Origin of the sequence: Alistipes sp. An31A (genome assembly GCF_002159425.1) — a bacterium.
In the GTDB taxonomy this organism is placed as follows: Bacteria; Bacteroidota; Bacteroidia; order Bacteroidales; family Rikenellaceae; genus Alistipes; species Alistipes excrementigallinarum.
In genome coordinates, this window is the sequence record NZ_NFIO01000005.1 from 32,861 (window position 1) to 56,758 (window position 23,898).

Annotated in this window: 19 protein-coding genes; 18 read left to right on the forward strand and 1 reads right to left on the reverse strand. The window is 68.9% G+C overall.

Annotation, left to right across the window (positions count from 1 at the left end):
• Positions 1-32: 32 nt before the first annotated feature.
• The 18 genes from B5F90_RS06035 (at position 33) to B5F90_RS06120 (ending at position 22,980) form a co-directional block, all read left to right on the forward strand.
• Positions 33-545 carry a hydroxymyristoyl-ACP dehydratase gene (locus tag B5F90_RS06035; RefSeq protein WP_143256112.1) on the forward strand — a complete coding sequence of 171 codons (513 nt, stop codon included), beginning with the start codon at positions 33-35 and terminating at the stop codon, positions 543-545.
• Entirely contained in the window at positions 542-994 is a 453-nt protein-coding gene (locus B5F90_RS06040; protein ID WP_087361907.1) for an acyl-CoA thioesterase, read from the forward strand. The genes B5F90_RS06035 and B5F90_RS06040 overlap by 4 nt, the downstream gene beginning before the upstream one ends.
• The gene (locus B5F90_RS06045) at positions 979-2,697 is read left to right on the forward strand and encodes a beta-ketoacyl synthase N-terminal-like domain-containing protein (protein ID WP_162607760.1); all 1,719 of its coding nucleotides are present in this window, start codon (positions 979-981) and stop codon (positions 2,695-2,697) included. The genes B5F90_RS06040 and B5F90_RS06045 overlap by 16 nt, the downstream gene beginning before the upstream one ends.
• Before the next feature lie 204 nt (positions 2,698-2,901).
• On the forward strand, positions 2,902-3,165 hold the full coding sequence (locus B5F90_RS06050) for a phosphopantetheine-binding protein (RefSeq protein ID WP_087361909.1): 264 nt from the start codon (positions 2,902-2,904) through the stop codon (positions 3,163-3,165).
• Positions 3,166-3,169: 4 nt separating this feature from the next.
• Entirely contained in the window at positions 3,170-4,342 is a 1,173-nt protein-coding gene (locus B5F90_RS06055) for a beta-ketoacyl-[acyl-carrier-protein] synthase family protein (RefSeq protein ID WP_087361910.1), read from the forward strand.
• On the forward strand, positions 4,339-5,163 hold the full coding sequence (locus B5F90_RS06060; protein ID WP_087361911.1) for a beta-ketoacyl synthase chain length factor: 825 nt from the start codon (positions 4,339-4,341) through the stop codon (positions 5,161-5,163). The genes B5F90_RS06055 and B5F90_RS06060 overlap by 4 nt, the downstream gene beginning before the upstream one ends.
• A complete protein-coding gene (locus B5F90_RS06065; RefSeq protein ID WP_087361912.1) occupies positions 5,142-5,852 on the forward strand; it encodes a polysaccharide deacetylase family protein in 711 nt (236 codons plus the stop codon). Before B5F90_RS06060 ends, B5F90_RS06065 begins: the two co-directional genes overlap by 22 nt.
• Positions 5,836-6,471 (forward strand): outer membrane lipoprotein carrier protein LolA, encoded by a 636-nt coding sequence (locus tag B5F90_RS06070; RefSeq protein WP_087361913.1) that lies wholly within the window; start codon positions 5,836-5,838, stop codon positions 6,469-6,471. Before B5F90_RS06065 ends, B5F90_RS06070 begins: the two co-directional genes overlap by 17 nt.
• 19 nt (positions 6,472-6,490) lie before the next feature.
• Complete coding sequence (locus B5F90_RS06075) at positions 6,491-6,859, forward strand: polyketide synthase dehydratase domain-containing protein (RefSeq protein WP_143256113.1); 369 nt, start codon at positions 6,491-6,493, stop codon at positions 6,857-6,859.
• The gene (locus tag B5F90_RS06080) at positions 6,852-8,045 is read left to right on the forward strand and encodes a DUF2062 domain-containing protein (RefSeq protein WP_239307754.1); all 1,194 of its coding nucleotides are present in this window, start codon (positions 6,852-6,854) and stop codon (positions 8,043-8,045) included. Before B5F90_RS06075 ends, B5F90_RS06080 begins: the two co-directional genes overlap by 8 nt.
• Positions 8,038-11,889, forward strand: a complete 3,852-nt coding sequence (locus B5F90_RS06085) for a trifunctional MMPL family transporter/lysophospholipid acyltransferase/class I SAM-dependent methyltransferase (RefSeq protein WP_087361915.1) — start codon at positions 8,038-8,040, stop codon at positions 11,887-11,889. Before B5F90_RS06080 ends, B5F90_RS06085 begins: the two co-directional genes overlap by 8 nt.
• The gene (locus B5F90_RS06090) at positions 11,886-13,382 is read left to right on the forward strand and encodes an NAD(P)/FAD-dependent oxidoreductase (RefSeq protein ID WP_087361916.1); all 1,497 of its coding nucleotides are present in this window, start codon (positions 11,886-11,888) and stop codon (positions 13,380-13,382) included. The genes B5F90_RS06085 and B5F90_RS06090 overlap by 4 nt, the downstream gene beginning before the upstream one ends.
• A 25-nt stretch (positions 13,383-13,407) precedes the next feature.
• Complete coding sequence (locus B5F90_RS06095; RefSeq protein ID WP_239307755.1) at positions 13,408-15,060, forward strand: C45 family peptidase; 1,653 nt, start codon at positions 13,408-13,410, stop codon at positions 15,058-15,060.
• 2 nt (positions 15,061-15,062) lie between these two features.
• The gene (locus B5F90_RS06100; RefSeq protein WP_087361918.1) at positions 15,063-16,376 is read left to right on the forward strand and encodes an AMP-binding protein; all 1,314 of its coding nucleotides are present in this window, start codon (positions 15,063-15,065) and stop codon (positions 16,374-16,376) included.
• Positions 16,377-16,642: 266 nt separating this feature from the next.
• Positions 16,643-17,218 (forward strand): hypothetical protein, encoded by a 576-nt coding sequence (locus B5F90_RS06105; RefSeq protein ID WP_087361919.1) that lies wholly within the window; start codon positions 16,643-16,645, stop codon positions 17,216-17,218.
• 27 nt (positions 17,219-17,245) lie between these two features.
• Positions 17,246-18,958: a hypothetical protein gene (locus tag B5F90_RS06110; protein WP_087361920.1), complete on the forward strand. Its 1,713-nt coding sequence runs from the start codon at positions 17,246-17,248 to the stop codon at positions 18,956-18,958.
• 538 nt (positions 18,959-19,496) lie between these two features.
• On the forward strand, positions 19,497-21,824 hold the full coding sequence (locus B5F90_RS06115; protein WP_162607761.1) for an outer membrane beta-barrel family protein: 2,328 nt from the start codon (positions 19,497-19,499) through the stop codon (positions 21,822-21,824).
• A gap of 379 nt (positions 21,825-22,203) precedes the next feature.
• Positions 22,204-22,980: a S1/P1 nuclease gene (locus B5F90_RS06120; protein ID WP_087361921.1), complete on the forward strand. Its 777-nt coding sequence runs from the start codon at positions 22,204-22,206 to the stop codon at positions 22,978-22,980.
• Positions 22,981-23,280: 300 nt separating this feature from the next.
• On the opposite strand, the gene B5F90_RS06125 is transcribed toward B5F90_RS06120, so the two are convergent.
• Entirely contained in the window at positions 23,281-23,721 is a 441-nt protein-coding gene (locus tag B5F90_RS06125) for a hypothetical protein (RefSeq protein ID WP_143256115.1), read from the reverse strand.
• Positions 23,722-23,898: the final 177 nt, after the last annotated feature.

The following is a 23,898-nucleotide window of genomic DNA, read 5'->3' on the forward strand; positions in this document are numbered from 1 at the left end:
CAAAGGAGGCAGCCGCGGAGGCTGCAACGAATATGCGCCAGGCCGCCGGGACCGCGCCGATGCCGGAGCAGGCCGCCGCGGGAGCTGCCGCACCGGTACGCCCGCAGGAAGACCCGCTGGAGACCAACCCGCTGGAGACCAACCCGCTGGAGCTAATTCCCCAGCGGCCGCCCATGGTGCTCGTCGACCGCTTCGAGGGCATCGACGCCGAGGGGGTCTCGACAACCGGATACACCGTGGAGCCCGCGGGGCTCTTCGTCGCCGGAGGGCGGATGAGCGAGTGCGGCATCATCGAACACATGGCCCAGTCGGCCGCCGCCCGCATCGGGTGGTGCTGCCGGGCCGAGGGGCGCCCCGTGCCGGTGGGCTTCATCGGGGCGGTCTCGCGCCTCGAGCTCCACGACCTGCCCCGCACGGGGGTGCATCTGCGCACCCGCCTGCGCATCGTCCAGGAGATTGGACCCCTGTCGCTGGCCGAGGTGCGCACCGAGGCCGACGGTCGACCGCTGGCCGAGGGTAACCTGAAAATATACCTGCAGTCATGAAACGCAAGAGGGAAACCGCCCCTGCGGGGGCCGCACTGAGCCACACCACCACGCTCCGCGTCCGCTTCAGCGAGGTCGACTCGATGAGCGTCGTCTGGCACGGGGAGTATGTCCGCTACTTCGAGGACGGCCGCGAGGCCTTCGGCGAACGCTACCCCGGGCTGGGCTATCTGGACATCTACGCCAGCGGCTACACGGCCCCCATCGTCGCGCTGCAGGTCGACTACCGCCGTCCGCTCCGCATCGCCGAGCGGGCCGAGGTCGAGACGCGCTACATCCCGACCGAGGCGGCCAAAATCTGTTTCGAATACACCATCCGCCGCGCCTCGGACGGCGAGGTGGTCGCCACGGGCTCCACAACGCAGGTCTTCGTCAACACCGAGGGCGAGCTGGAGCTCACGGCACCCCAATTTTTCAAGGAATGGAAACGCAGATGGAACATCAAATAGCGACCTATCTGGGCGGCGACGCCATGCTGACGGCGCTGGGCAGCGACACGCAGGAGAGCTTCCGCGCGCTGGCCGAGGGGCGGTGCGGCCTGCACCCCGTCGGGCGGCCCTGCCCGCTGGAGGCCGCCGGGAGCTTTGCTCCGGGGCTGCTCGAGGCGCTTGCCCTCGAGGGGCTCACGCCGCTCGAGAGCGCGCTGGTGCACTGCGCCGAACGGGCCGTCAGGGAGTCGCACCTCGACCCCGGAGGAGAGGAGTGCGCCCTCGTCATATCGACGACCAAGGGCAACGTCTCGCTGCTCGAGGGGCGGACGACGCCCCCCGACGAGGCCTTTCTCTACACCTCGGCCTGCCGCGTGGCCCGAAGGCTGGGCATCACGCGTCCGCCGGTGGTCGTCTCGAACGCCTGCATCTCGGGCGTTACGGCGCTCATCGTCGCCCGCCGCATGATTCTCGACGGGGAGTGCGCCCACGTCATCGTCGCGGGGGGCGACCTGCTGAGCGAGTTCGTCGCCGAGGGGTTCCGCTCCTTCAAGTCGCTGAGTCCGGGCCCCTGCCGCCCCTACGACGCCACGCCGGAGCACGGGCTCTCGCTGGGCGAGGCCGTGGCGGCCGTGGTCCTCACGTCGGACCCCGCGCGGGCCAAGCTGCCCGCCGTGCGGCTCGAAGGGGGTGCCGTCACCGACGACGCCAACCACATATCGGGCCCCTCGCGGACGGGCGACGGGCTCCACTACGCCATCGAGGGGGCGTTGCGCGAGGCGGCCCTGCCGCGCGAGCGGCTCAGCTTCGTCAACGCCCACGGCACGGGCACGGCCTACAACGACGCCATGGAGAGCCGCGCCCTCGACCTGAGCGGTCTGAGCGACTGCCCGGTCAACAGCCTGAAGGGGGCGCTGGGCCACACGCTGGGGGCCTCGGGGGTGGTCGAGAGCATCCTTGCGGCCGAGGAGCTGCGCCGCGGCGTGCTGCTCGGCACGGCCGGGTTCGAGCGGCTCGGGACCCCCTGTCCGATGAACGTCTCGGCCGAAAGCCGCACGCTCGCCATGCGCCACTGTCTGAAGAGCGCCTCGGGATTCGGCGGCTGCAACGCCGCCATCGTGCTGGGGCTCGAGCAGTTCGCCGGCGACGCCCGGCGGCAGGAGGCCGCGCCGCGGGAGCGGAGCTGCCGCGTGACGGCCCGATGGGAGCTGCCCCACACGGGGGAGCCCTTTGCGCAGGTGGTCCGCGCATGCTACCACGCGCTCGGGGCCCCCAACATGAAGTTCTTCAAGATGGACGACCTGGCCAAGGCGGCCTACGTCGCCGCCGAGGAGCTGCTCGCCGGGCAGCGGCTCGGCGAACGCTACGCCCCGACCGACATCGCCGTGGTGCTGGAGAACACCTCCTCGTCGCTCGACACCGACCTGGCGCACCAGCGCATCGTCGAGCAGCATCTGCCCGAGGGGTGCTCGCCGGCGGTCTTCGTCTACACGCTGCCCAACGTGGCGGCGGGTGAAATCTGCATCCGCCACCACATCCAGGGCGAGGAGAGCTTCTTCGTCACCGATGCGGAGCACCCCGTAGCCGAGCGCTACGCCCGCCGGCTCATCGCCCGCGGTGCGGCGCGCGCCGTCATCTGCGGCCGCTGCGAATACCTGGCCGGCAACTACGACGTCCGCCTCATGCTGCTCGAGGCCGAAGAGGAGCAGCCGGAGGGAAAGTAAATTAGAGGCAGGCCGGGCCGCAAGAGGAGAAAGGACACCGGGCCGGAGAGAACCGAAGAGGGCCGAAGAGGGCCGAAGAGCCCCGGGAAAACCCCGGAAAACCCCGGAAAACCCCGGAAAACCCCGAAAAACGCCGGAGAGCCCGGAGATGATTTGAAAAAAATATATTGGAAGACAACAAAACAAGAAAACAAGATAGAAGAGATGCAGACCGAAGAGATTATTCCGAAACTCAAGGAGCAGCTTATCGAAGCGCTCAACCTCGAGGAGATTACCCCCGACGACATCGATGCCGATGCGCCCCTGTTCGGCGACGGACTGGGCCTCGACTCCATCGACGCGCTGGAGATTATCCTCATCCTCGAAAAGAACTACGGCATCCGGCTGGAGAATACCGCCGAGGCGAAGCCTCACTTCTACTCGGTGCGCACGCTGGCCGAATACATCGCCGCTAACAGCAAACAGTAGGGCCATGCGCATCGCAGTCACGGGCATCGGCATCGTTTCGGCGGCGGGTCTGAACGTCGCCGAAAACCTCGCCACGCTGCGCGCGGGCCGGAGCGGCATCGCCCCACGGCCGGTGCGCCTCGCCACGCGCCACTGTCTGCCCGTGGGCGAGGTGCCCCTCTCGAACGAGGAGCTGGCCGCACGCCTCGGCATCGGGGAGCTCCAGTCGCGCACGACGCTGCTGGGAATGATGGCCGCCGAAGAGGCGCTGCGCGACGCCGGAGGGGTGCGCCCCCGCACGGCCCTCGTCTCGTCGACCTCGGTGGGCGGCATGGACCTCACGGAGTGCTTCTTCGAGGAGTTCGCACGCGACGAGCGGCGCGGACGCCTCCGCATGGCGGCCCACCACGACTGCGCCGACAGCACGCTGGCCATTGCCCGCCGCTGCGCCGTCGACGGACTCACCACGACGCTCAGCACCGCCTGCTCGTCGGCGGCCAACGCCATCGGCCTGGCCGCACGGCTGCTGCGCCACGGCGTGGCCGACCGCGTGGTGGCAGGCGGATGCGACGCCCTGTGCCGCTTCACGCTCAACGGCTTCAAGTCGCTGATGATCCTCGACGAGCAGCCCTGCCGCCCCTTCGACGCCTCGCGCGCGGGGCTCAACCTGGGCGAAGGGGCCGCCTACGTGGTGCTCGAGCGCGCCGGGGAGACGGCTCACCGCCCCTACTGCTACGTGGCAGGGTTCGCCAACGCCAACGACGCCTACCACCAGACCGCCTCCTCGCCCGACGGCGAAGGCGACTTCCTGGCCATGAGCGGCGCGCTCCGCCAGGCCGGCATCGAGCCCCGCGAGGTGGACTGGGTCAACGCCCACGGCACGGGGACGCCCAACAACGACCTGGCCGAGAGCCGCGCCCTGAGGCGCCTCTTCGGCGCGGAGCTGCCCCCCGTCTCGTCGACCAAGGCGACGACGGGACACACGCTCGCCGCCGCCGGAGCCATCGAGGCGGTCATCTCGGTGCTGGCGCTCCACCACGGCGAGTGCTACCCCACGCTGCGCTTTGCGGAGCCCGACCCCGAGGGGGGCATCCGTCCGCTGGATTGTCTCACGCGGAGCGACCTACGCTGCGTGCTGTCGAATTCGTTCGGATTCGGCGGCAACTGCGCCTCGCTCCTTCTCTGCCGGGAACCATGAAGTGCCGCTGCTACATAAACGGGCATGCGCTCCACGACGAGCAGCTGCCCCCCTTCGCCGAGCTGGTCCCCTCGGCAGCCATGCGGCGACGCATGAGCCGCTTCCTGCGCATGGGCGTACCCACGGCGATGGCCGCGCTGCGCCGCAGCGGGGTCGACCCCGCGCAGGTCGACGCCATCATCACCGCCACTGGGTTCGGCTGTCTGGGCGACAGCGAGAAATTCCTGCGTACGATGGTCGAACAGCGCGAGGAGCTGCTCAACCCCACGCCCTTCATCCAGTCGACCTTCAACACGCTCGGGGCGCAGATTGCGCTGCTCTGCGGCAACCGCGCCTACAACATGACCTACGCCCACCGGGGCTACAGCTTCGAGTCGGCGCTGCTCGACGCGGCGATGCTCCTCGACGAGGGGCAGGCGCACCACCTGCTGCTGGGGGCCGCCGACGAGCAGACCCCCGCGCAGCACCGCATCATGGAGCGCATGGGGCTCTGGCGCCGCCACGCGGATGGCGAGGGGGCCCTCTTCCTGCTCCTCTCCAATGAGGCGGGGCCCCGCTGCGCGGGCTGCATCACCGAGGTGCTCTTCCCGGCCGGGGAGGAGCTCCGCGCGTCGGACGACGAGCTGATGCGGCGCTTCGAAGCCGACCGGGTGGTGCGTCCCGAACCGATGCAGCCCGACTGCGCCACCGGCGCGGGGCGGCGGCTGGCCGAAGCGCTGCCGCTGCTGAACAGCGAGGTGCGGCGCATCGTGCTGTGCAACAACTATATGGATACGAACCCAACGGTCATCGTCATCGAATGGGCAGCGCAACGTTCATAATCGCGGCCGCCGTGCTGCTTGCGGCCGTGCTCCTGGTCCGGGGCTCGGCCTCGGTGCGCGCCTCGTGGTACCTGCGCATGCGCTGCCGCGCCCGGAGGGCGGGGCGCCGCGTGGCGCTCACCTTCGACGACGGACCCGACCCGCAGCGGACCCCCGCGGTGCTCGACCTGCTGGCACGGCAGGGGGTGCGGGCCACCTTCTTCGTGGTGGGGGCCCGAGCGGAGGCCCATCCCGAGCTGGTGCGCCGCATGGCGACCGAGGGGCATGTGGTGGGGAACCACTCCTACACCCACTCGTGGCGCTTCCCGCTCCGCAGCCTCGGCCGCACCATGGAGGAGCTGTGCCGCACGGGCGAGGTGCTGCACCGCATCACGGGGCGGCAACCGCGCCTCTTCAGGCCCCCCTTCGGGGTGACCAACCCCACGATTGCCCGGGCGGTGCGCCGCCTGGGGCTCGACCCCGTGGGGTGGAGCATCCGCTCGCTCGACACCATGGGGCAGAGTCCCGAACGGGTTGCCGCACGCATCCTGCGCCGCCTCCACCCCGGTGCGGTCATCCTGCTGCACGACCGCTGCGCGGGGAGCGAGCGGCTGGTCGGGCTGCTCGTCGAGGGGCTGCGGAGCCGCGGCCTCGAGCCGGTGACCCTGCCCGAACTTTTTGACATCGAAGCCTATGAAAAGACTCGCTAAGCTGACAATAGCCTGCATGCTGCTCGCCGCGGCAGCGGCACCGAACGCCGCACGGGGCCAGGAGGCCTCCGCCGCCGAGCGCTTCGCCGAGCAGTTCGCCGCGCGGAGCCGCTCGGTCGAGAGCATCCTCTGCTCCTTCACCGAGACGCGCCACATGAGCGTCCTGGCCGACGACGTGGTCCGCAGCGGCACCTTCCGCTACAAGCGCCCCGCGCGCATGGCGCTCGACTTCGACTCGGGCGACCGCATCGTCATGACCGGGGAGCTCTTCCTCAACCGCATGGCGGGCCGCACCACCACGGCACGCATGAACTCCAACCCGATGCTCCGCCAGATGCAGTCGATTTTCGGCGCCTGCATGACGGGCGACCTCGAGGCGCTCCGCCAGACGGGGCGCATGAGCGTCACCCCGCGCGAGGGGGGCTACCGCGTGGTGCTCATCCCCGAGAGCCGCGCGGCGCGCCGCTACGTGAGCTCCATCACGCTCGACTTCGACGCCGCGGACATGACCCTCGACCGGCTGCGCATGGAGCAGCCCTCGGGCGACTACACGCTCTACCGCTTCAGCCGCAAGCGGCTCAACGTCGCCATCGACGACGCGGCATTCGACGCCAACTGACCCCTTCACACGAACGACCATGCTGCGCAACGAACTCTATACGCTCGAACAACTCGGAGGCGGCCCCGCCGAGGGTGCCGCTCGGTGCTTCCGCGTGCGGCTCAACGCCGCCCACCCGCTCTTTGCGGGCCACTTTCCCGGGCAGCCGGTGCTCCCGGGCGTCTGCACGCTCGACATGGTGCGCGAGGCGCTCTCGGAGGCGGTGGGACGCCCCTGCCGCTTCACCGCGGTGCGCGACTGCAAGTTCACCGCGCCGGTCGACCCGCGCCTCACGCAGCAGCTCGAAATCAGCCTCCGCGCCGACGCGGGGCGCATCGACGCCACGGTGACCGACCGCGAGCGGACCGTACTCAAACTCAAAGCCTCATACACCGACCTGCATGTCTGACTCCGAGATGAAGATACCCTGGGCCGAACGGGCCCGAAGGCTGGGCTGCGCCGTGGTGATTCCCACCTACAACAACGACCGGACGCTGGGCGGGGTCATCGCCGGCGTGCGGCGCTACTGCGCCGACATCTTCGTGGTCAACGACGGCTCGACGGACCGCACGGCCGAGGTGCTCGCCTCGACGGAGGGCATCCGCACCATCGCCTACGCCCGCAACCGCGGCAAGGGGTACGCCCTGCGCCGCGGGCTCCGCGCCGCACGCGAGGCGGGCTTCCGCTACGCCCTGACCATCGACTCCGACGGGCAGCACTACCCCGACGACATCGCCCGCTTCATCGAACGCATCGAGCGGCGGCCCGACACGCTGCTCATCGGCGCGCGCAACCTGACGGCCGACAACATGCCCGCACGCAACACCTTCGCCAACCGCTTCTCGAACTTCTGGTATCTGGTCGAGACGGGGCGCCGCCTCGAGGATACGCAGTCGGGCTTCCGCCTCTACCCCCTCCGGCGGCTCGGACGGCTCCGCTCGCTCTGCAGCCGCTACGAATTCGAGGTCGAGGTCATCGTGCGCGCCGCATGGCGCGGCGTCGAGGTGGAGAACATCCCCGTGAAGGTCTACTACGCCCCCGACGGGGAGCGCGTCTCGCACTTCCGCCCGCTGCGCGACTTCACCCGCATCTCGCTGCTCAACAGCGTGCTGGTGCTCGAGGCGCTGCTCTTCTACTACCCGTGGCGCTTCTTCCGCGCACTCACGCGCGAGAACATCCGCCGCTTCATCCGCCGCAACATCACCCGCTCGCCCGAGAGCAACGCCCGGCTGGCCGCAGCCATGGGCTGGGGCGTCCTCTGCGGCATCCTCCCCATCTGGGGCTACCAGATGATTTTCGCCGGCCTGTCGGCCCACTTCATGCGGCTCAACAAGCTGGTGGCCATCGTTTTCTCGAACATCAGCATCCCGCCGATGATTCCCTTCATCCTCTACGGCAGCTACTGGCTCGGAGGCCGCATCACGGGGCTCCCCGTCGAGCTGACGCTCGCCGAGGTGACGCTGCGCCGCATGGCCGAGTGTCTGGCGCAGTACCTCGCCGGAAGCGTGGCGCTGGCCGTGGCGGCCGGCGCCGCGGTCTGGGCGGTGAGCTGGTGCGTCATGACCCTCATGAAACGAACACCCTGTCATGAATAGGCTCTTCACATCGCTCTACGACCTGCTGCACCGCCGGCGGGCGCTGCTCTGGACGCTGCTCGCGCTCAGCACGCTGGTCATGGGGTGGTTCGCCGCACGGCTGAGCTTCGCCGAGGACATCACCTCGTTCCTGCCCGACGACAGCCAGGGGCGCCGGACGGCCTCCATTTTCCGCAGCCTGCGCATCAAGGACAAAATCGTCATCATGCTCACGGCCAACGACCCGACCTCGGACGACGCCCCGCAGCGGATGGTCGAGGCGGCCGACGCAATCGCCCGGGGGCTCCGCAGCGCCGTTGACGATGGGCTGCTCGAATCCATCACCGACCGCATCGACGAGGGGGTGCTCGACTCGGCCACCGAGCTGATATACAACCACCTGCCCGCCCTGATGGACGACCGCACGCTCGCGCGGCTCGACTCGCTCACCTCGGCGGAGGCCATCGACCATGCGGTGGCGCGCGCCTACGGGCGCCTCACCTCCCCGGCCGGCATCGCGCTCGGGGAGTTCGTCCTGCGCGACCCGCTCGACTGGGGCACGCAGCTCATGGCGGGCTTCCAGCGCTTCGACACCTCGCTCGGGTACGAGCTCTACGACGACCACATCTTCACCCCGGGGCTCGAGACGCTGCTGCTCTTCGCCGTGCCGGCCGGCGGCTCGTCGGCCACGGCCGACAACGAACGGCTCGTCACGCTGCTCGAGGAGCAGCTCGAAGCGGCCTCCGAGCGCTTCGAGGTGCGGGCCGACTACTTCGGCGCCGTGGGGGTGGCCGTCTACAACGCCCGCCAAATCAAGCGCGACACGATGGGGACGCTCACCGTGGCCCTCCTCCTCATCGTGACGGTCATCACGCTCGTCTTCCGCAACCGCTGGGCCGTGCCCCTCATGATGGTGCCGGTGCTCTACGGCGCGCTCTTCGCCCTGGGGGCCGTCTACCTCATCCAGGGGTCAATCTCCTCGATTGCCGTCGGCGCCGGGGCCGCCGTGATGGGCATCGCCCTCAGCTACTCGATTCACATGCTGGCCCACAGCAACCACACCGACGACCCCCGCCGCGTGGTGAGCGAGCTGGCCTATCCCCTCACCGTGGGGAGCTTCACCACCATCGGCGCCTTCTTCGGGCTGGTCTTCACCCGCTCGCAGCTGCTCCACGACTTCGGACTCTTCTCGGCCCTCACGCTGGTGGGGACGACGCTCTTCTGCCTCGTATTCCTCCCCCACATGCTCTCGGGCGGGCCGGTGCGGCGCCCCGGGTGGCTGCTCGAACGCATCGAGCGGGTGAACGCCTACCGCTACGACTCGAACCGCTGGCTGGCCGGCGCCCTGATTGCCGCCACGCTCGTCGGGCTCTTCTTCTTCGGCGACGTGCGCTTCGAGAGCGACATGACGCGGCTGAGCTACGAGCCCGAGCGCTTCGCGACGGCCGAGCGGCGGCTGCAGGAGCTCTTCGCCGACACGAACGACTACGTCTATCTGGTCACCACGGCGCCCGACACGGAGCAGGCAGCCGAGGCCTACGGCCGCACGCAGCGCATGCTCGACTCGTTGGCCCGCGCCGGGGAGCTGCGCGAGCCGGCATCGGCGGCCGACTTCGTCGTGCCGATGGAGGTGCAGCGGCGGCGCATCGCCGCGTGGGAGGCCTTCTGGAGCCCCGAAAAGCGGGCCGAGGTGGAGCGGCTCGTGGCCGGGGCGGCCCGCCGCCACGGTTTCCGGTCCGAGGCCTTCGCCCCCTTCACGCGGCTCCTCGAGCGGCACTACACCCCCTTCGACCCCGCCGGCACGGAGGCCGCACGCCATCCGCTGCTGGGCGAGTGGCTCAACCAGAGCCCCGACGGACCCCTCTTCGTAAGCCGCATCGTCGTCGATACGCCCCGGAAGGAGCGCGTCTACGCCTCGCTCGAACGCATTCCCGAGGTGGGCATCCTCGACCGCGCCTACTTCGCCAGCCGCATGGCCCGGGTGGTCAACGACGACTTCAACACCATCCTCCTCATCTCCTCGGCGCTGGTCTTCTGCGCGCTGCTGCTCTCCTACGGGCGCATCGAGCTGGCGCTGCTGGCCAGCCTCCCCATGGCGATGAGCTGGGTGCTCATCCTCGGGCTGATGGCCCTGCTGGACATCGAGTTCAACATCGTCAACATCATCCTCTCGACCTTCATCTTCGGTCTGGGCGACGACTTCAGCATCTTCATCATGGACGGACTGCTGAGCCAGTACCGCGACGGGCGCCGCCTGCTCGCGGCCCACAAGACCGCCATCTTCTTCTCGGCCTTCACCACCGTGGCCGGCATCGGCGCACTGCTCTTCGCCCGCCACCCGGCGCTCCACTCGCTCGCCTTCATCTCGATTGTGGGGATGGCGGCCGTCGTGCTGGTCGCCTACACGGTGCAGCCCATCCTCTTCCGGATGTTCATCTCGGGGCAGACCGCGCGCGGAGGGTTCCCCTACACGCTCGGGGCGCTCGCCAACACGCTCTACGCCTTCCTCTACTTCGTGACGGGGTGTCTGCTGCTGCAGCTCTACGCCGCACTGCTCCTCATGCTGCCGCTGGGGCGCCGCCGGCGCAAGGCCTGGTTCCACCGGGCGCTCCACCTCCTCTGCCGCCTCTTCCTGGCCACCATCTTCACCACGCGCACCCGACGCATCAACCCCCGCGGCGAGCGCTTCGAACGCCCGGCCGTCGTGGTGGCCAACCACCAGTCGTTCGTCGACATCCTGCTGCTGCTGAGCCTCTCGCCGCGGCTGGTCATGGTGACCAACCACTGGGTGTGGCGCTCGCCCTTCTTCGGGCGCATCGTCCGCTTCGCCGGCTTCCACTCGACGGAGAGCGGCTACGAACGGCTGGCCGAGGAGCTCCGCCGCGAGGTGGACGACGGATACTCGGTGGTGGTCTTCCCCGAAGGGACGCGCTCGGCCGACCTGGAGGTGCACCGCTTCCACCGGGGGGCCTTCCAGCTGGCCGAACGGCTGGGACTCGACACGGTGCCGGTGGCCATCTACGGCTCGGGGCTCATCTGCTCGAAGCGGCAGCCCTTCTACATCAAGCGGGGCGATTTGAGCTGTCTGGTCATGGAGCGCGTCGCCCCCGCAGAGGGTGGGCCGGGCTCCGATGCCCGCAGCCGCGCACGATGGTTCCGCCTGCGGGTGGCCGAGGGGTACGACCGCCTCTGCCGGCTGGAGGCGGCGAACCCCTACTACGCCCGCGCCGTCATCCGCAACTACCTCTACAAGGGGCCCGTGCTCGAGTGGTACATGCGCATCAAGCTCCGTCTGGAGCGCAACTACGCCGAGCTGGAGCGGCTGCTTCCCGAGCGGGGGAGGATTGTCGACCTGGGGTGCGGCTACGGCCAGGCGAGCTGCCTGCTGGCGCTCCGCAGCCGCGGGCGCGAGCTGCTCGGCATCGACTACGACGCCGAAAAAATTGCCGTGGCCGAACACGGATTCCTGCACGGCGGGCGGCTCCGCTTCCGCTGCGACGACGTCACGCGCTGCGAGCTGCCCCGCGCCGACGCCTTCATCATCAACGACATGCTCCACTACATCGCCCCCGAGGAGCAGGAGCGGCTGCTCTCCCGCTGCGCCGAGCGGCTCACGGCGGGGGGCTGCATCATCGTGCGCGAGGGCGACCGCTCGCGCCGCAAGCGCCACCGCCTGACGGAGGAGACCGAGCGCTGGTCGACGCGCATCCTGGGATTCAACAAGACGTGCGGCACGCTCCACTTCCCCACCGGCGAGTGGATGGAGGAGGCGGCCCGCCGCCTCGGCCTCACGCTCCGCATCGAGGACTACACACGCCATACGTCGAACATGCGCTACATATTCACGAAAGGAGGTGCGCGATGAGCCGTTACGACGTGGTGGTCATCGGAAGCGGCATGGGGGGCCTGACCTGCGCCGCAATGCTCGCCAAGGAGGGGATGAAGGTCTGCGTGGTGGAGAAGAACCACCGCCCGGGGGGCTGTCTGCAGTCGTTCCGCCGCGGCGGGCGCATCCTCGACACGGGCATCCACTACGTGGGGAGCCTGCGCGAGGGGCAGACCATGCATCAGTATCTGAAGTACCTCGGCGTGCTGCCCCGCATCACGCTGCGCGGGCTCGACCCCGAGGGGTTCGACCTCATCCACCTCGAGGGGCGGACTTTCCGCCACGCGCTGGGCTACGACAACTTCGTCGAGGGGCTGGCGGCCGACTTCCCGGCCGAGCGGAGCGGCATTGCCGCGTATGCCCGGCTGCTGCAGCGCATCGGCGGCTCCATCGCCCCGGAGGTGCTGCGCCGGGGGCAGCTGTCGGCCGGAGCGACCGAATATCTGGGCGTCTCGGCCGCCGCGGCCATCGACGAGCTGGTGGGCGACCCGCTGCTGCGGCGCGTGCTGGCCGGCAGCGCCCCGCTCTACGGCGGGCGGCGCGACATGTCGCCCCTCTACCACCACGCGATGATCAACCACTCGAACATCGAGGGGGCGGCCAGCTTCGCCGGCGGGACGCAGCGTCTGGCCGACGCGCTGGCGGAGGTGCTCCGCGCGGCGGGCGGCGAGCTGCTTTGCGACGCCCGCGCCAGCCGGCTGCACCTGAGCGGCGGGAGCGTCTGCACCGTGGAGCTCAACGACGGCGAACAACAACTCGAGACACGGTGGGTCATCTCGGACATCGCCCCCGCGGCGACCTTCGCCCTGGTAGACCCCACGCCGCTGCTCCGGCGCTCGTTCCTCCACCGCATGGAGTCGCTCCCCTACACCTACGGCCTCTTCACGGCCCACGTGCGGGTGCGCCCCGGCGCCCTTCCCTACCGCAACTGCAACCACTACCTCTACAACACGCCGGACGTCTGGAGCGAGCAGGGCGACTTCGAGGGGTGCAACATCCCCGTGGTGCTCCTCTGCATGCAGCCCTCGGCCGAAGAGCCGGCGCAGGCCGACGTCGTCACGCTGATGGTCCCCATGCGCATCCAGCCCCTCGAACCGTGGTTCGGCACCCGCTCGGGAAGGCGCGGGGCCGACTACGAAGCCTTCAAGAGGCGCTTCGCCGAACGGACGCTCCGCTTCGCCGCACGCTTCTTCCCGGGGCTCGACCGCGGGGCCGAGCTGCTCTGCACCTCGACGCCGCTCACCTACCTCGACCTGACGGGCTCGCCCGAAGGGTCGGCCTACGGACTGCAGAAGGATTTCAACCGTCCGGTATCGTCGCTCATCCCCGTGCGCTCGCGCATCGCCAACCTGCTGCTCACGGGCCAGAACCTCAACGTCCACGGCATGCTGGGCGTCACCCTTTCGGCCGCACTCACCTGCAGCGAGCTGGTGGGAGAGGCCTACCTCGCAAAAAAAATCGGTTATGCTTAGGATGTTGCGCAAAACGCTTGGAATCATGCTGACCCTCCTCGCCATCGTACTGGGAGCGGTCGTCGTCGCCCTGCTCACCACGGCGGGAATCGGCTACCGCCTCTACCGCTCGGCCGACATGGGCGAGCCGCGCCTGGAAATCGACACGGCGCTCTACACCGTCACCCGCTCGAACGGCGTGGCTCACTGCGGCGGCTCGACGCTGCGCCGCAATCCGGCCGGAGTGTGGGAGCTCACCACCGGCGGCGCCCCCCTCACGCGGGGCGCCGAGTCGGGGGCGCTGCTCCGCGGGCTGATGTACTACCAGGAGCGGACCTTCGTCGACCAAATCCGCCGCATCGTCCCCTCGGAGCGCTACCTGCGCTTCCTGAGGAGCTTCATCGTCATCTTCAACCGCAACCTGGGGCACTGTGTCCCGGAGGAGTACCGCCGCGAAATCTTCGCCTCGTCGCGCTGGTGCTCCCACGAGTTCGACGCCATCGGCAACGCCTACGAGCGCCAAATCAACTACCACGCCGCCCACGACATCGGGCACGTCATGCAGGAGTACATGCTCGTCGGCTGCAGCTCCTTCGCCACGTGGGGCGGCCGCAGCACCGACTCGACGCTGCTCGTGGGGCGCAACTTCGACTTCTACGTCGGCGACGACTTCGCCCGCAACAAGCTCGTCACCTTCTGCCGCCCCGAGCGGGGCATCCCCTTCGCCTCGGTCGGATGGGCCGGCATGAGCGGCGTCCTCTCGGGGATGAACGCCGCGGGGCTCACCGTGACGCTCAACGCCGCCAAGGGGGCGCTCCCCACCCGTGCGGCCACCCCCATCTCGCTGCTGGCACGCACCATCCTGCAGTATGCCTCCACCATCGAGGAGGCCTGCGCCATCGCCGACACCACCCGCACCTTCGTCTCCGAGTCGCTGCTCATCGCCTCGGCCCGCGACCGCCGCGCCGTAGTCATCGAGAAGACCCCCGAGCGCTCGGCCCTCTACGAGGGCGAGGGCGAGCAGCTCCGCTGCACGAACCACTACCAGTCCGCCGCCTTCGCCGACGACCCCTACAACCGCGAGAACATCGCCACGAGCGACAGCCCCTACCGCCTGCAGCGCCTCGGCGAACTGCTCGACAGCCTCGCGCCGCTCACCCCCGCCCGTGCGGTGACCATCCTGCGCGACCGGCGCGGTCTGGGCGGGCGCGACATCGGCCTGACCAACGAGAAGTCGCTCAACCAGGCCATCGCCCACCACAGCGTCGTCTTCGCACCCGAGCGGGGGCTCATGTGGCTCTCGACCGAACCCTGGCAGGCGGGACGCTTCGTCTGCTACGACCTCGGGCGCATCTTCGCCGGCGAGGCGCCCCCAGAGGGGCGGCTCGACCTGCCGGAGGAGGAGCTGCCGGCCGACAGCCTCTTCCTCAGGAAGGATTATCCGCGCATCGTCGCCTACCGCCGCGACTGCGCCGCGCTGCGGCAGGCCATCGCCCGCCGCGAACGGGTCGACGAGGCGCTGCCCGAGCGCATCCTGGGCGAGAATCCCCGCTTCTTCGGGGCGTGGGCCCTCTGCGCCGACTACCGCGAGGAGGTGCTCGGCGACCGCGAGGGGGCCCGCCGCTGCCGGGAGGAGGCGCTCCGCCTCGAGATACCCCGCCTCTCGGAACGTCAGGAGATTGAACGCAAACTCAAATGACCATGATACGCAACAACCGAATCCAGTTCGCATCGCCCGAGGCGATTCGCGCCTTCCAGGAGGAGCGCCTCCGCGAGACGCTCCGCTACCTCGAGGAGCACTCGCGCTTCTACCGGGAGATGTTCCGCCGCGAGGGCATCGACCCGCGCGACATCCGCACGCTCGACGACCTGCAACGGCTGCCCGTCACCACCAAGGAGCAGCTCCAGCGCCGCAACGACGACTTCCGCTGCGTCGCCCCGCGCCAAATCATCGACTACGTCACCACCTCCGGCACGCTGGGCGACCCGGTCACCTTCGCACTGACGGAAGGGGACCTCGACCGCCTGGCCTACAACGAGATGCTCTCGTTCACCACGGCCGGCTGCACCCCCGACGACATCATCCAGCTGATGGTCACGCTCGACCGCCGCTTCATGGCCGGACTGGCCTACTTCCTCGGGGCGCGGATGCTGGGCTGCGGCGTCACGCGCGTGGGCAACGGCATCCCCGAGCTGCAGTGGGACACCATCCGCCGCATCGCCCCCACCACCTGCATGGTCATCCCCTCGTTCCTGCTGCGGCTGGCCGACTTCGCACAGGCGTCGGGCATCGACTTCCGCCGCAGCCCGCTGCGCCGCGCTCTCTGCATCGGCGAGGGGCTGCGCGACCCCGACAGCTTCGAGCTCAACACGCTCGGGCGGCAGATTCACGAACGCTGGCCCGAGCTGGAGCTCTTCTCGACCTACGCCTCGACCGAGATGCAGAGCTCCTTCACGGAGTGCCCCTGCCACTGCGGCGGACACCTCCCCCCGGACCTCATCATCGTGGAGTTCCTCGACGACGAGGGGCGTCCGGTGGCCGACGGCGAGCCGGGCGAGGTGACCGTCACCACGCTCGGCGTGGAGGGGATGCCGCTGCTGCGCTTCCGCACGGGCGACGTCTGCCGCCACTACTCGGAGCCCTGCCGCTGCGGCCGCAACACGGTGCGGCTCGGCTCGCTGCTCGGGCGCAAGGGGCAGATGATTAAGTTCAAGGGGACGACGCTCTATCCCCCCGCGCTGTTCGACATTCTGGACAACATCCCCGAGGTGGAGAACTACCTGGTCGAGGTCTTCACCGGCTCGCTGGGGACCGACCAGGTGCAGATTCGGGTCGGAAGCCGCGACCACAGCGAGGAGCTCGTCAAGCGCATCAAGGATGTCTTCCGCTCGAAGGTGCGCGTGGCGCCCGACATCCTCTTCGAGCCGGCCGAGCTGATTGCCAAGCTGCAGATGCCCCCCACGAGCCGCAAGGCGGTGAAGTTCATCGACCTGCGCAACAACACGCTTCACTGAGGCGGCGGACGAGCGGAACAGGCCGGCCCGGCGCGAAAACGGCGGGGCGGCGGACGGCCGGAGACGGAAAAGGCCGGCCCGGGCGGCGGAACAGGCCGGCCCGGCGCGCCCGGCGCGGAAAACGGCGGGACGGCGGACGGCGAGGAAGCCCCGGGCAACGCAGAGCGTCGTCGGGCCCGGAAGCCGGAAGCAGCGTGGCGGACGGACTTTGCCATTTTTGCAATTTTAATCTATATTTGCACGGAAACCATAAACGCAAACATCCCATGAAGCGACTTCTTCTGGCCCTCGCGGCCGCATGCTCGCTGCTCACCGCGGCGGCACAGCAGACTCCCACCTACGTCTACGGCATCGACTTCTCGCTTGCGCGCGTCTCGGGCGCCAACGAGAGCGACCAGCAGTTTGCCGAGGCCTTCCGCCGCATCAACCAGCTGCTCATCACCGAGGCCGACAAGTACGACTTCGCCCGCGCGCTGCGCCAGCCGCAGCTCAGCGTCGACATCGACCCCATGCTGCAGCGTCTGGACGCCTGCGGCTACGAGCGGCTGCGCGACACGAAGCACACGGCCACCGACGAGGAGGTGCGTGCCGCCATCGCCTCCTACGAGCTGGAGGAGCAGGAGGGCACGGGCATCGTGCTGGTGGCCCTGTTGCTCGACAAGCCCTCGGCAAAGGCCCTCTATGAGATGGTCATCTTCGACATCGCCACGCGCGAGGTCCGCTGCATCGAGCGGGTCGAGGGGCATGCCGGAGGCTTCGGACTGCGTAACTTCTGGGCCAACACCATCCGGGAGGTGCTCAAGACGTGGCGCCGCGAACACCGCGAGCCGCTGCTCCCGTAAACGGGGCGGCAACCTCGACTCCGGACGATGAGGCGAACGGTCACATACCTGCTCCTGCTGCTGCAGCTGCCGCTCCTCCTTGCGGGGTGCGGGGGCCGGCGCTCCGTCGAGGCGCAGTTCGCCCCGGCGGCTGCGGTGGTTCCCTCGGAACCCGACAGCGCCCTGCGGCTGCTGCGCGCCATCGACACGGCAAGGCTCCGCACGCGGCGCCAGCGGATGGAGTGGCGGATGCTCACGGCCCGCGCGCAGCTGCTTGCCGACGAGCAGCAGCTCGACAAGGCCTTCACCGCACCGCTCTACGCCTACTACGAGCAGCACGGGCCGCGCAGCGAGCAGGCCATCGCCGCCTACCTCCACGCCCACGCCTGCCAGAACGAAGGCGACATCGACCAGGCCGTCAAGGCCTACACCCGGGCGGCCATCTGCGCCGAGGGGGCATCCGACGACCGTGAGACGCTGCTGCTGCTCGGCGCCGTATACCACACCCTCGGGGCGCTCCATCTGGAGCAGGGCTACAACGTCGAGGCCGAGGAGGCCTTCCGCAAGGCGGTCGCCATCGGGCAGCGCTGCGGCAACGAAGAGACGGAGGGCTACGCCCGCTTCATGCTCTCGGCGGCGCTCTGCGCCCAGCGCCGCTTCGACGAGGCTATCGAGGAGCTGGCGCCGCTCGTGGCGGCGCGCGACACGCTCCGCTTCCGCTACTTCGCCCAGCAGATTACGCTCCAGAACCTCCTCTACCACGCCTATGCCGGCGACTGGGACGCCCAACGGCTCTTGGCCGAGCGTGCCCGCATCGACCTGGGGGCCATCGACTCGGCGCCGCTCTCCTACGGCCGCGCCGCGACCGACGACGCGCAGCGCACCTTCTACGACATCGCCTCGACGATTCTCTTCGCCCAAATCGGGCGGCTCGACTCGGCCCGCTGCTACGCCGACCGGGTGCTCGCCCGCACCTCCGTCTACCACCAGGGCAACGTCGACATCTACCGCATCGCCGCCGGCATCTACCACCGGCAGGGCGACGATGCGACGGCCTATGCCCACGCCCTGCGCTACATCGAGATGCAGGACTCGCTCGAGGCCGCAAGCCGCGATGCCCTCTCGGTGCAGCTCGAGCGGCAGTTCCGGGCCGAAAATGCCGCGGCGCTGCGCGAAACGCGGCTGCGCTACGACGTCTGGATTGCGCTGCTGGTCTGCCTGCTGCTGGCGCTGCTGGCCGTCGGCGTGGCGGGGGCCTACCGCCGCAAGCTGCGGCAGCGCGACGAGCGCATCGGCGAGTATCTGGCGCTCATCGACTCCTACCGCGAGTCGCAGGACAGCCTCACCTCGCGGCTCGACGCCTCGGACAGCCGCGAGGCGGCCCTCAAGGAGCTGCTCGAGGGGCGCTTCGCCCACATCCGCGACATCGCCGCAACCTGCTACACCTATGGCGAGGGGGCCCGCCTGAGCGAGAAGATGCGCCAGCTGGCGCTGAGCCCCGCGACGCTGGCCGACGTGGTGCGCATGGCCGACCTCTACAACCGGGGGGCGGTCAGCCGGCTGCGCGAGGCCTTCCCGGGGTGGACGGAGCGCAACCACGACTTCGCGGCGCTGGTCATCGCGGGCTTCTCGCCGCAGGAGATTTGCGTCATGCTGGGGATGACCCCCAACGGCGTCTACACGCTCAAGTCGAAGCTCAAGCGGCGCATCGCCGAATCGGACATCGCCGCGCGCGAGGAGCTGCTGCGCTTCTTCGCATAGCGCCGGGCGAAGCAGGCCGGGAGGGCGCGGAGCAGGTCCGGACAGGTTCGGGCCGGAGGCGGAAAGTTCGGTCATCGGCGGACCGGAGGGGCGCGGGCCGGGTGGCACTCGGAGAGACGCGGACTGGAGGGGCGCGGACCGGGCGGGCGACTACCCTCAACAGCCGGGCGGCAATACCCTATCTCTCTCGGCCGGGCGGCGGCCCTCAACAGCCGGGCGGCAATACCCCGTCTCTCTCAGCCGGGCGGCGACCCTCAACATCCGGGCGGCAATACCCCGTCTCTCTCCGTCGGGCGGCGGCCGGATGCCGGACCTCCGAAGAAGGCAGGCGCTGCGACCGGATGCCGGCCTCGTCCGAAGGCGGCAAGTGCGGCGGCCCCTGTCGCAAGATTTTTTTAGCAGCACCCCACTCATCCACAGTCGTTTGCATCCGTCGGAGCAAGACTTTGCCTGCATCGGCAAGGTGCTCCGGGGGCTATCTTTGCAGTATGGAACTCCCCGCTTCGGGGGCTCCGTCCGGAATCCATACGCATCGACCATGAAACGACTTCTGATTCTGCTGCTCGTAGCAGCCCTTCTCTGCGCCGCCCCGCTTATGGCGCAATCCCCCGTTGAAGCTCCCGCCGCAACCGAAACCTCCGCCCCCGCAGGGCAGGTGACGGGGTGCGTGGTGGACCGCGCCGGCGAGCCCGTGCCGGGCGTTGCCGTGGTGATGCTCGACCGCGACTCGCTCTACGTGGCTGCCGCAGCAAGCGACGCCCGGGGCTGCTTCCGCATCGCCTCGCGCGTGCGCCCCTACCGCCTCCTCTTCCAGCACCTCTCCTACCGGATGCAGCGCCTCGAGGGGTCGGCCGACAACGTGGGCGTGGTCACCCTCGACGCCTCCGAGACGGCCATCGAGGGGGTGGTCGTCAGCGCCGAGCGCCCCGTAGTGCGGGTCGAGGAGGGGCGCCTCGACTACGACCTCGAGGCGGCGACCCGCGGCATGACGGTCAACAACGCCTACGAGGCCATCACCCGGCTGCCTGGCGTCTCGGAGCAGGAGGGGCGGCTGACGCTCGCCGGTGCCGGGAGCGTGACGGTGATTCTCAACGGCAAGCCCACGACGATGAGCACCGACCAGCTCGAGGCGCTGCTGCGCTCGACCCCCGTCGAGCGGGTCGAACGGGCCGAGGTGATATACAGCGCCCCGCCGCAGTACCACGTGCGCGGCGCGGCCATCAACATCGTGCTGCGCCACGGCGGCGAGCGTGCCTTCTCGGGGCAGCTCCACGGCCAGTATGCCAACAGCTGCTTCGGCGCGTGGGAAGGGGGCGCCAACGTGGTCTACACCTCGCCGAAGTGGTCGGCCGACCTCAACTACACGGGAGGAACCATCCACAACCGCCGCTACTACGAGCTCCGCTCGCTCCACGACTTCGACGGCGAGCGGTACGACATCGCCCAGAGCGAGCGCATCACGCAGCAGGGCTCCTACCACCGGCTGCGCGCCGCACTCGACTGGAGCCCCTCGGAGCAGAGCCGCCTGAGCGCCGCCTACACCGCCGCATTCAACCCCTCGGGCGAGGGGCTCGCGCTCAGCTCGGGCAGCTTCGTCGACTCGCGCTCCTTGAGCCGGACCGAGTCGCAGATGCACAACCTCGCGCTCCGCTATCGGGCCCCCTTCGGGCTCGAGCTGGGGGCCGACTACACGAGCTACCGCAACCCCGAGCGCTCGGAGCAGCGGAACGACTACGCCTCGGGCAGCCAAAACGCCTTCGACATCGTCTCGGGGCAGCTCATCGACCGGGTGAACGTGACGGCGGACCAGCAGGTGGCACTGGGCGGGCAGTGGAAGCTCAACGCGGGCGGCGCGCTGAGCTGGGCCGGAAGCCACGACTGGCAGCGCTACCTGCCCCGCGAGGGGAGCATCGAGGCGGTCGACACCGAGTCGAGCCTCGACGAGTACACGGCGAACCTCTACGCCGGGGCGAGCCGCACGCTGTCGAAGGGGAGCCTCTCCTTCTCGCTCGCCGGCGAGTACTACCGCATGGGCGACTACGAGAACTGGGCGCTCTACCCCCAGGCGTCGTTCAACTGGATGTTCTCCGAGGAGCACATGCTGCAGCTGACCCTCTCGTCGGACAAGAGCTACCCCTCCTACTGGGAGATGCAGGGGGCGGTCTCCTACGTGGACGGATACTCGGAGATTCACGGCTCGCCCGGGCTGCGGCCGGCGAAGAACTACAGCGCCCAGGCGCTCTACATGCTCCGCTCGAAGTACATCTTCATGCTCTTCTGGAACGAGACCCTCGACTACTTCACCCAGTCGGCCTGGCAATCCTCCGAGCGGCTGGCGCTCATCTACCAGACGCTCAACTGGGACACCAACCGGCAGTGGGGCGCCAACGTCATCATCCCCTTCAAGGCGGGGCGGTGGCTCGAATCGCGCCTCGTCTTCACGGGGCTGCAGCTCACGCAGCGCTGCGACCGCTTCCACGACATCGGCTTCGACCGCTCGAAGTGGGTCGGCATCGTGCGGATGGACAACACCTTCCGCCTGAGCCGCAAGCCCGACCTGACGCTCGACCTCTCGGGCCACTACCAGAGCGCCGCCATCCAGGCGACCTACGACGTGGAGCCCGTCTGGCAGATTGACGCCGGGGCGCGGTGGAGCTTCGCGCGGGGGCGCGCCAGCCTCACGGTGCGCTGCACGGACCTCTTCGGCACCTCGATGCCCTATACGAAAATCCGCTACCGCGGGCAGCACCTCGACATGGATTCGGGCTTCTACACGCGGACCTTCACCGCGCGGCTCACCTTCCGCTTCGGAGGCTACAAGGAGCGGCGGCACGACTCGGTCGACACCTCGCGCTTCGGCCATTAGGGCGGAACGACGGGGCAGGCGGCGAGGAAAAGGCGGGACGGGGCGGCCAACAGGACGGGCGGCGGAACAGGACAGGCGGCGGAACAGGACAGGCGGCGGAACAGGACGGACGTTCGGCAGGGCGGACGGAGCGGGCCGTCTCGGCGGAGAAGGGTCCGGCGAGAAAAGGCGGGACGGGACGGCAGAACGGGACGACGGGGCAGGACGGTCCGGCGGGAAGCGATTGGAGAAGAGTCCGGCGGGACGGGCAAAAACAGTCTGGCGGAGGGTCGTTTCGTTTTATTTCGATAAATCGGGTATTTTATTTCGAAAAGAAGGAGCAACATTTCGATTTTCTCCCTATATTTGTCCGGAGAAACCCAAAAATCCGAATCGGACCATGAAAAAAGTGCTTCTGCTCGCTGCGGCGCTCCTGATGCTGCAGGTCGACACCGCCTCGGCCTGGGGGCGCACCGGCCACGACGCCATCGCCTACATCGCCGAATGCCACCTGACGCCCCGCGCGCGCCGCGTTATCGAACGCTACCTCGGCCACTCGATTGTCTACGACGCCTCGTGGATGGACGACTGGCGCTCGGAACCCCAATACGCCTGGGGGCGCACCATCCACTCGGCCTCGGTCGACGACCAGTTCGAATACATGCCCGACAAGCGGGGCGACGTCGTCTCGGGACTCGAGCGCTCCATCGAGACGCTCGCCGACTACCGCACGCAGGACGACTCGACGGTGGTCGCCTGCCTGCGCTGCATCATCCACTTCATGGGTGACCTGCACTGCCCGGGCCACGTGCGCTACGGCGGGGGCAAGCTGAAGAGCTATCCGGTCTACTTCAACGGCCGCAAGTACAACTACCACACGGTGTGGGACGAGGTAATCCTCGAAAGCTGCCACCGCTGGAGCTACCTCGAGTACGGCCACCAGCTCGACCGCTGCACGCGGCGTGAGATTCGCGCCATCTGCCGCGGCACGGTGCGCGACTGGTTCCGCGAGAATGCCCTCGCAAGCCGTCACATCTACGAGCAGGCGGCCCCCGGGCAGGAGTTCACCACGCGGGAGGTCAAATCGTTCCTCAACCGCAACCACCCGCTGGCCGAGCAGCAGCTGCAGCGGGCCGGCTACCGGCTGGCCCACGTGCTCAACGAGCTCTTCGGGTAGCCCCGGAGGGAAGGCAACGGACCGGGAAACAACGGGCCGGAAACAACAAACCGGGGAACAACGGGCCGGGAAACAACAAACCGGGGAACAACAAACCGGGAAACAACAAACCGGGATGTCCATCAAACAGCGAACCGGCCGCTCTCACAGGAGCGGCCGGTTCGTTTGTTGTTCCGGCAGTTCGGTCGGGCGCCGGATGCGGATGCAGGGCGAAGTGCGGGGTACCGGGCGGACGTCGGGCAGGCGTCGGGCGGACGTCAGGGCGCTGGCTGCGGCTCCTCCGCATCAAAGCCCCCCGCGTCAGGGCATCGGCAGCGAGATGGTGCGCGCGTCGAGGTAGGAGTCGGGATAGGGACCCCAGTTGGAGGCCTGTCCGTTCGACAGCATGAAGCGGGGCCCCAGCAGCGTCATGTTGTCGATGACGTGCACGCGGCGCGGCAGCTGCTCCCGCGTGACGACCACCACCGACGACATGGGAACCACCGGCCGGGCCGGCGAGCTCTCCAGCTCGGGTTCGTAGACGCGGTAATCGACGTAGTGGCGGCTCCACGACGCCAGCGAATCGAGGCGGTGGAGCACCTCCCGCTCGCCGAAGTCGTTGCGCACGGTGTCACTCCGGAAAATTCGCTCTTCGGGCTGGCCGTAGTGCGGCTGTTGCGCCGCAACCGTGCCGGCACAGCCGGCGGCAAGCAGCAGCGTCAACGCTGCCTGCAGCAAAGTCTTGTTTCGTCTCTTCATCATGGCTCTCTCCTCCTTGTTGCTTTACTGTTTACGGTAGTTTTCTTGGTTCATTCAATCATGCGCCGGAGCCGCATCCTTGCCCCTCCGGCCCGGGACCGAAGCGGGAGAGAAGACGGGCAACAGCTTCCTCCGACCCGGGACCACTTCCGGCCGGCACCCTTCCGGCCGGTTCCGCTT

What these genes read in the sequence shown, in the direction of transcription:
- B5F90_RS06095 (WP_239307755.1), top strand. Translation starts at nt 13,408, where the DNA reads ATGCTGACCCTCCTCGCCATCGTACTGGGAGCGGTCGTCGTCGCCCTG.
- B5F90_RS06040 (WP_087361907.1), top strand. Translation starts at nt 542, where the DNA reads ATGAAACGCAAGAGGGAAACCGCCCCTGCGGGGGCCGCACTGAGCCAC.
- B5F90_RS06045 (WP_162607760.1), top strand. Translation starts at nt 979, where the DNA reads ATGGAACATCAAATAGCGACCTATCTGGGCGGCGACGCCATGCTGACG.
- B5F90_RS06090 (WP_087361916.1), top strand. Translation starts at nt 11,886, where the DNA reads ATGAGCCGTTACGACGTGGTGGTCATCGGAAGCGGCATGGGGGGCCTG.
- B5F90_RS06115 (WP_162607761.1), top strand. Translation starts at nt 19,497, where the DNA reads ATGAAACGACTTCTGATTCTGCTGCTCGTAGCAGCCCTTCTCTGCGCC.
- B5F90_RS06110 (WP_087361920.1), top strand. Translation starts at nt 17,246, where the DNA reads ATGAGGCGAACGGTCACATACCTGCTCCTGCTGCTGCAGCTGCCGCTC.
- B5F90_RS06100 (WP_087361918.1), top strand. Translation starts at nt 15,063, where the DNA reads ATGATACGCAACAACCGAATCCAGTTCGCATCGCCCGAGGCGATTCGC.
- B5F90_RS06075 (WP_143256113.1), top strand. Translation starts at nt 6,491, where the DNA reads ATGCTGCGCAACGAACTCTATACGCTCGAACAACTCGGAGGCGGCCCC.
- B5F90_RS06080 (WP_239307754.1), top strand. Translation starts at nt 6,852, where the DNA reads ATGTCTGACTCCGAGATGAAGATACCCTGGGCCGAACGGGCCCGAAGG.
- B5F90_RS06055 (WP_087361910.1), top strand. Translation starts at nt 3,170, where the DNA reads ATGCGCATCGCAGTCACGGGCATCGGCATCGTTTCGGCGGCGGGTCTG.
- B5F90_RS06060 (WP_087361911.1), top strand. Translation starts at nt 4,339, where the DNA reads ATGAAGTGCCGCTGCTACATAAACGGGCATGCGCTCCACGACGAGCAG.
- B5F90_RS06085 (WP_087361915.1), top strand. Translation starts at nt 8,038, where the DNA reads ATGAATAGGCTCTTCACATCGCTCTACGACCTGCTGCACCGCCGGCGG.
- B5F90_RS06120 (WP_087361921.1), top strand. Translation starts at nt 22,204, where the DNA reads ATGAAAAAAGTGCTTCTGCTCGCTGCGGCGCTCCTGATGCTGCAGGTC.
- B5F90_RS06070 (WP_087361913.1), top strand. Translation starts at nt 5,836, where the DNA reads ATGAAAAGACTCGCTAAGCTGACAATAGCCTGCATGCTGCTCGCCGCG.
- B5F90_RS06125 (WP_143256115.1), bottom strand. Translation starts at nt 23,721, where the DNA reads ATGATGAAGAGACGAAACAAGACTTTGCTGCAGGCAGCGTTGACGCTG.
- B5F90_RS06050 (WP_087361909.1), top strand. Translation starts at nt 2,902, where the DNA reads ATGCAGACCGAAGAGATTATTCCGAAACTCAAGGAGCAGCTTATCGAA.
- B5F90_RS06035 (WP_143256112.1), top strand. Translation starts at nt 33, where the DNA reads ATGCGCCAGGCCGCCGGGACCGCGCCGATGCCGGAGCAGGCCGCCGCG.
- B5F90_RS06105 (WP_087361919.1), top strand. Translation starts at nt 16,643, where the DNA reads ATGAAGCGACTTCTTCTGGCCCTCGCGGCCGCATGCTCGCTGCTCACC.
- B5F90_RS06065 (WP_087361912.1), top strand. Translation starts at nt 5,142, where the DNA reads ATGGGCAGCGCAACGTTCATAATCGCGGCCGCCGTGCTGCTTGCGGCC.